The 6,800-nt window shown below is 59.8% G+C and carries 6 protein-coding genes; all 6 read left to right on the top strand.

What is annotated here, in order from left to right; genetic code table 11:
- Positions 1 to 204: alginate biosynthesis protein AlgX (locus DBR24_RS31995; RefSeq protein ID WP_305888935.1), on the top strand; the 204-nt coding region annotated here is incomplete at its 5' end.
- Between the two features lie 8 nt (positions 205 to 212).
- Positions 213 to 1,337: a mannuronate-specific alginate lyase gene (locus tag DBR24_RS11630; RefSeq protein ID WP_128614812.1), complete on the top strand. Its 1,125-nt coding sequence runs from the start codon at positions 213 to 215 to the stop codon at positions 1,335 to 1,337.
- A 374-nt stretch (positions 1,338 to 1,711) separates the two neighbouring features.
- Entirely contained in the window at positions 1,712 to 3,277 is a 1,566-nt protein-coding gene (locus tag DBR24_RS11625) for an MBOAT family protein (protein WP_128614811.1), read from the top strand.
- A gap of 10 nt (positions 3,278 to 3,287) precedes the next feature.
- A complete protein-coding gene (locus DBR24_RS11620) occupies positions 3,288 to 4,460 on the top strand; it encodes an alginate O-acetyltransferase (RefSeq protein ID WP_128614810.1) in 1,173 nt (390 codons plus the stop codon).
- Positions 4,461 to 4,474: 14 nt separating this feature from the next.
- Positions 4,475 to 5,131, top strand: a complete 657-nt coding sequence (locus DBR24_RS11615) for an alginate O-acetyltransferase AlgF (protein ID WP_123464827.1) — start codon at positions 4,475 to 4,477, stop codon at positions 5,129 to 5,131.
- A gap of 214 nt (positions 5,132 to 5,345) precedes the next feature.
- Positions 5,346 to 6,797: a mannose-1-phosphate guanylyltransferase/mannose-6-phosphate isomerase gene (locus DBR24_RS11610; protein ID WP_123464825.1), complete on the top strand. Its 1,452-nt coding sequence runs from the start codon at positions 5,346 to 5,348 to the stop codon at positions 6,795 to 6,797.
- The last annotated feature ends 3 nt before the right edge of the window (positions 6,798 to 6,800 follow it).

The following is a 6,800-nucleotide window of genomic DNA, read 5'->3' as shown; positions in this document are numbered from 1 at the left end:
ATCGAGAAACCGGAAACTTCCGACACCGACGGTCGTTTCGCCTTTGAGCTGCGCACGGACGAAGACTGGGCCTCGCAAAACCTGCTGGCCGTCGAAGTCCAGGGCCCGGAAGCGGGCACCGCGCCACAAAAAGTCGAAGCGAAAATCTGCAAACGCAACGTATTCCCGGGCGCTGGGCAACAAACCGCTCAGGTCGGGCAATGAGGTCTGCTATGCGAAATCGAACGATCAAACACTTGCTTGCACCATCCCTGCTGACCCTGGCGATGTTCGCCGGGGCCACTCAGGCCGCCGCGCCACTGCGTCCGCCGCAGGGCTACTTCGCGCCTGTGGATAAATTCAAGACCGGCGACAAGAGCGAAGGCTGTGACGCGATGCCCGCGCCGTACACCGGTCCGCTGCAATTTCGCAGCAAATACGAAGGTTCGGACAAGTCCCGCGCGACACTGAACGTGCAGTCGGAAAAAGCCTTCCGTGACACCACCAAAGACATCACCACGCTGGAACGCGGCACCGCCAAACGGGTGATGCAGTTCATGCGCGACGGTCGCCCGGAGCAGCTCGATTGCACGCTGAACTGGCTGACCGCGTGGGCCAAGGCCGATGCGTTGATGTCGAAAGACTTCAACCACACCGGCAAGTCGATGCGCAAATGGGCGCTGGGCAGCATGGCCTCTTCGTACATTCGCCTGAAGTTCTCTGACTCGCATCCGCTGGCGCAGCATCAGCAGGAAGCGCAGTTGATCGAGGCGTGGTTCAGCAAAATGGCCGATCAGGTGGTCAGCGACTGGGACAACCTGCCGCTGGAAAAAACCAACAACCACTCGTACTGGGCCGCGTGGTCGGTGATGGCCACCGCCGTCGCCACCAACCGTCGCGACCTGTTCGACTGGGCGGTGAAGGAATACAAGGTCGGGGTCAATCAAGTCGACGCCGACGGCTTCCTGCCGAACGAACTCAAGCGCCAGCAACGCGCCCTCGCCTATCACAACTACGCCCTGCCGCCGCTGGCAATGATCGCCAGTTTCGCCCAGGTCAACGGTGTCGATCTGCGTCAGGAAAACAACAGCGCGCTGAAACGTCTGGGTGACCGGGTGCTGGCCGGGGTGAAAGACCCGGACGAATTCGAGAAGAAGAACGGCAAAGAGCAGGACATGACCGATCTGAAAGAGGACATGAAATTTGCCTGGCTCGAACCGTTCTGCACCCTCTACACCTGCCCGCCGGATGTGATCGAGAAGAAGCACGGCATGCAACCGTTCAAGACCTTCCGCCTGGGTGGCGACCTGACCAAGGTCTACGACCCTTCGCATGAAAAGGGCAACAAGGGTTCATGAAGCAAAAGCCCCTCACCCTAACCCTCTCCCAAAGGGAGAGGGGACTGACCGAGGTGCTTTTGAGAAATCCGCCGACCTGAAATATCGAGTCGATCTCAGTTGAAAAACAATCGCGATCAGGCTGCAAGGAAATACCGAGTCGATCTCAGGCTTTGAAAAAACGAGATCAGGCTGCACAGAAATACCGGGTCGATCTCCATTTTTGAAAACCATGGAGATCAGGCTCCCTCTCCCTCCGGGAGAGGGCGGGGGGTGAGGGAGCTTTCAAGGCCCTGCACAACCCTGACAGCAACACCGTTTCACCCCTCCACTACCACGGGGGGTTTGGGGGGGCTTTGGCCCTTGACTGTTGGTTCAAACATGGAGAGATCGGGATGGTATTTTCATCCAACGTGTTCCTGTTTCTGTTCTTGCCGATCTTTCTCGGCTTGTACTACTTGAGCGGGCAACGCTATCGCAACCTGTTGCTGCTGATTGCCAGCTACGTGTTCTACGCGTGGTGGCGGGTGGACTTCCTGGCGCTGTTCGCCGGCGTCACCCTGTGGAACTACTGGATCGGCCTGAAAGTCGGTGCCGCCGGCGTGCGCACTAAACCAGCACAACGCTGGTTGCTGCTCGGCGTCGCGGTCGACCTGTGCATCCTCGGCTACTTCAAGTACGCCAACTTCGGCGTCGACAGCATCAACGCGATGATGACGTCGGTCGGTCTTGAGCCGTTCATCCTCACGCACGTGCTGTTGCCGATCGGTATTTCGTTCTACATCTTCGAGTCGATCAGCTACATCATCGACGTGTATCGCGGCGACACCCCGGCCACCCGCAACCTGATCGACTTCGCGGCGTTCGTGGCGATCTTCCCGCACCTGATTGCCGGCCCGGTCCTGCGTTTCCGCGACCTCGCCGACCAGTTCAACAACCGCACCCACACCCTCGACAAGTTCTCCGAGGGCTGCACGCGGTTCATGCAGGGTTTCATCAAGAAGGTGTTCATTGCCGACACCCTCGCCGTGGTCGCCGACCACTGCTTCGCCCTGCAAAACCCGACCACCGGTGATGCCTGGCTCGGCGCGCTGGCGTACACCGCGCAGCTGTATTTCGACTTCTCCGGTTACAGCGACATGGCCATCGGCCTGGGCCTGATGATGGGTTTCCGCTTCATGGAAAACTTCAAGCAGCCGTACATCAGCCAGTCGATCACCGAGTTCTGGCGCCGCTGGCACATCAGCCTGTCGACCTGGCTGCGTGACTACCTGTACATCACCCTCGGCGGCAACCGTAAAGGCACGCTGATGACCTATCGCAACCTGTTCCTGACCATGCTCCTCGGTGGTCTGTGGCACGGCGCGAACATCACCTACATCGTCTGGGGCGCCTGGCACGGCATGTGGCTGGCGATTGAAAAAGCGCTGGGCCTGAACACCTCGCCACGCAGCCTCAACCCGATCCGCTGGGCGCTGACCTTCCTGCTGGTGGTGATGGGCTGGGTGATCTTCCGTGCCGAGAACCTGCACGTTGCCGGGCGCATGTACGGCGCGATGTTCAGCTTCGGCGACTGGTCGCTGTCGGAACTCAACCGCGCGAGCCTCACCGGTCTGCAAGTGGCAACCCTCGTTGTTGCATACGTGACGCTGGCGTTTTTCGGCCTGCGTGACCTGTACACCAACCAGCCGCCGGCCAAGAGCAAACCTGAAGTCAACGTCGAGGCCAACGGCCCTGCCACCGCCACGCCAGGAATAATCAAAGCCGCCCCTGGCGAAAACCCGGCGAGCATCCATGAGCCCGGCTACACCGTCGGCGTCGAAGCCCAGGTGCAACCGGCTTACTGGACGGCGGACTGGTCGCGCTACGTGATGCGCGGGCTGATCCTGCTGCTGTTCATCGCTTCGATTCTCAAACTTTCGGCGCAAAGCTTCTCGCCGTTCCTTTACTTCCAGTTCTGAGGGATCTGACATGACCCGCTCATTACGCATCTTCTACATCGCCCTGTTCCTGGTGACCTTGTTGGTCCTCGGTCTGTGGTCGGTTCGCAGCTTCTTCGGTTTCAGCACCAACGCCGATGCGACGGTGCTCAACGGCCGCTGGACCAAGGCTGTGGAAACCCACTACGACGACCAGTTTCCGATCAAGCGTCTGGGCACCAACCTCTGGGCCGCGCTGGATTTCAAACTGTTCAACGAGGGTCGTCCGGGCGTGGTGCTCGGTCGCGATCAGTGGTTGTACAGCGACGAGGAATTCAACCCGATCGTCAACGAAGAGCTGAACCTGCAAGGCAACTACGCGCTGGTCGAAGGCGTGCGCCAGACCCTCAAGGCCAAAGGCGTGAAACTGGTGATGGCGATCGTGCCGGCCAAGGTTCGTCTGTACCCGGAGCATCTGGGTGAAGTGAAACCGGCGAGCATTCACGAAAACCTTTATGAGGATTTCCACCACCGCGTCGCGGCGGACAAGATCCTTGCTCCTGACCTGCTCAAGCCACTGCAACAGGCCAAGCACAATGGTCAGCAAGTGTTCCTGCGCACCGACACCCACTGGACGCCGGAAGGCGCCGAGATTGCCGCCAACACTCTGGCGAAAACCATCGCCGACAAGTTCCCGCTCAGCGGCGAGCCGCAGCGTTTCGTTACCACGCCAGCGGAGAAGGTCACGCACAAGGGCGATCTGCGCTTGTTCCTGCCGCTCGATCCGCTGTTCGAAAACCTGATGCCGGCGCAAGAGCCGCTGCAAAAGCGCAACACCGTGGCCGCCGAGCAACCTGCCGGTGACGACGCGCTGTTCGCCAGCAATGAGGTGCCGGTGGCACTGGTCGGCACCAGTTACAGCGCCAACCCCAACTGGAACTTCGTCGGTGCGCTGAAACAAGCGCTGCACAGCGACGTGGTGAGCTACGCCGAAGACGGCCACGGCCCGATCCTGCCGATGCTCAGCTACCTGAAAAGCGATGACTTCAAGAACAGCCCGCCACAGGTGCTGATCTGGGAGTTTCCTGAACGTTATCTGCCTGTGAACAACGAAATCGGCGACGCCGACCCGCAGTGGGTCGCAGAGCTCAAACAAGCCGGTGCTCGCCAACAAAACGTAGCTATCAACACTAAATCCGAGACGCCCGATCGGGCGCAAAACTGAAAGAGAGGTACACCATGACTTTCACTACTACTCCTCGTCGTCTCGCTAAAAGCTTCGCACTGGTTGCTGGCCTCAGCGTGCTTTCCGTCCCTGCCTTTGCCGGTGGCGACGCCGCGCTGTACGGCCCGACCGCACCGAAAGGCTCGACCTTCGTGCGGGTCTACAACGCCAGCAACGCTGAAGTCAGCGCGACTGTCGGCAGCACTAATCTGAGCGACGTTGCGCCACTGGCCAGCAGCGATTTCAGCTTCATGCCGGGCGGTGACTACAGCGCCAAAATCGGCAGCCAGACCCTGCCGGTAAAACTCGCCGGTGACCACTACTACACCCTGGTCAACAACGCGTCCGGCGCGCCGCAACTGATCGAAGAACCGCCGTTCAAGAACAAGCAGAAATCCCTGGTGCGCGTGCAGAACCTCAGCGACAAGCCGCTGACCCTGAAGACCGCCGACGGCAAGACCGATGTGGTGCCGAACGTAGCGGCCAAGGGCCGTGGCGAACGTGAAATCAACCCGGTGAAAGTCAGCCTGGCGCTGTATGAAGGCGACAAGAAAGTCGGCGACGTGAAACCGGTCGCGCTGGAACGCGGTGAGGCAGCAGTGCTGTACGTCACGGGTTCCGGTAGCAGCCTGTCGCCAGTCTGGGTGAAACGCCCGGTGTCGACGCGCTAACAATTTTTCCTGACTGACGCATATCCCCTGTGGGAGCGAGCTTGCTCGCGAAAGCGGTCTGACATTCAACAGATGTGTCGACTGATACGCCGCCTTCGCGAGCAAGCTCGCTCCCACAATGATCGGGTTGTCAGCTCGGATACGAGACAAAAACAAGAGTGAAACGACACATCGTTCGTGCCTCTAACCCAATTGATTTTTATGGAGTAACAACATGATTCCGGTGATCTTGTCAGGTGGTAGCGGTTCGCGTCTGTGGCCGCTTTCGCGCAAACAATTCCCTAAGCAATTCCTCGCCCTGACCGGCGAACACACGCTGTTCCAGCAAACCCTCGAACGCCTGGTGTTCGAGGGCATGGATACGCCGATCGTGGTCTGCAACAAGGATCACCGCTTTATCGTCAACGAGCAGTTGGCCGCTCGCAATCTGGAAACCCAGCGCATCCTGATGGAGCCATTCGGCCGCAACACCGCGCCAGCGGTGGCGCTGACCGCGATGATGCTGGTCAATGAAGGTCGCGACGAATTGATGCTGGTGCTGCCGGCCGACCACGTTCTCGATGATCAGAAAGCCCTGCAACGCGCCCTGGCGCTGGCCACCGTCGCCGCCGAAAACGGCGAAATGGTGCTGTTCGGCGTGCCGGCGACCAAACCGGAAACCGGTTACGGCTACATCAAGTCCACTGCCGATTCGCTGCTGCCCGAAGGCGTCAGCCGCGTTTCGCACTTCGTCGAAAAACCCGATGTCAAACGCGCCACCGAGTACGTCGAATCCGGTGGCTACTACTGGAACAGCGGCATGTTCCTGTTCCGTGCCAGCCGCTTCCTCGAAGAGCTGAAAAAGCACGATCCGGACATCTACGACACCTGCCTGCTGACCCTGGAGCGCAGCGTTCAGGATCCGGACACCATCACCTTCGACGAAGCCACCTTTGCCTGCTGCCCGGACAACTCCATCGACTACTCGGTGATGGAAAAAACCCAGCGTGCCTGCGTGGTGCCGCTGACCGCCGGCTGGAGCGATGTCGGTTGCTGGTCGTCGCTGTGGGAAGTCAACGAGAAAGACGCCAACGGCAACGTCAGCAAGGGCGACGTGGTGATTCAGGACAGCAAGAACTGCATGATCCACGGCAATGGCAAACTGGTGTCGGTGATCGGCCTGGAAAACATCGTCGTGGTCGAAACCAAGGACGCGATGATGATCGCCCACAAGGACAAGGTTCAGGGCGTCAAACAGATGGTCGCAACCCTCAACGAACAGGGTCGCAGCGAAACCCAGAACCACTGCGAAGTCTATCGTCCGTGGGGCTCGTACGACTCGGTGGACATGGGCGGGCGCTTCCAGGTCAAGCACATCTCGGTGAAACCGGGCGCATGCCTGTCGCTGCAGATGCACCACCACCGCGCCGAACACTGGATCGTGGTCAGCGGCACCGCCGAAGTGACCTGCGATGACAACGTGTTCCTGCTCTGCGAAAACCAGTCGACCTACATCCCGATCGCCTCGGTGCACCGCCTGCGCAACCCGGGCAAGATCCCGCTGGAGATCATCGAAGTGCAATCGGGCAGCTACCTGGGCGAAGACGATATCGAGCGGTTCGAAGATATCTACGGTCGCTCCACCCCGGTTGAACGCGGCGTGTCGGTGAAAACCATCGCGCAGTAAAAT

It is taken from the genome of Pseudomonas sp. HMWF006, assembly GCF_003061205.1.
GTDB lineage: Bacteria > Pseudomonadota > Gammaproteobacteria > Pseudomonadales > Pseudomonadaceae > Aquipseudomonas > Aquipseudomonas monsensis.
This window is presented reverse-complemented; position numbering and strand designations above follow the sequence as displayed.

Coding starts and splice junctions, on each gene's coding strand:
- DBR24_RS11610 (WP_123464825.1), top strand. CDS start 5,346: ATGATTCCGGTGATCTTGTCAGGTGGTAGCGGTTCGCGTCTGTGGCCG.
- DBR24_RS11625 (WP_128614811.1), top strand. CDS start 1,712: ATGGTATTTTCATCCAACGTGTTCCTGTTTCTGTTCTTGCCGATCTTT.
- DBR24_RS11620 (WP_128614810.1), top strand. CDS start 3,288: ATGACCCGCTCATTACGCATCTTCTACATCGCCCTGTTCCTGGTGACC.
- DBR24_RS11630 (WP_128614812.1), top strand. CDS start 213: ATGCGAAATCGAACGATCAAACACTTGCTTGCACCATCCCTGCTGACC.
- DBR24_RS11615 (WP_123464827.1), top strand. CDS start 4,475: ATGACTTTCACTACTACTCCTCGTCGTCTCGCTAAAAGCTTCGCACTG.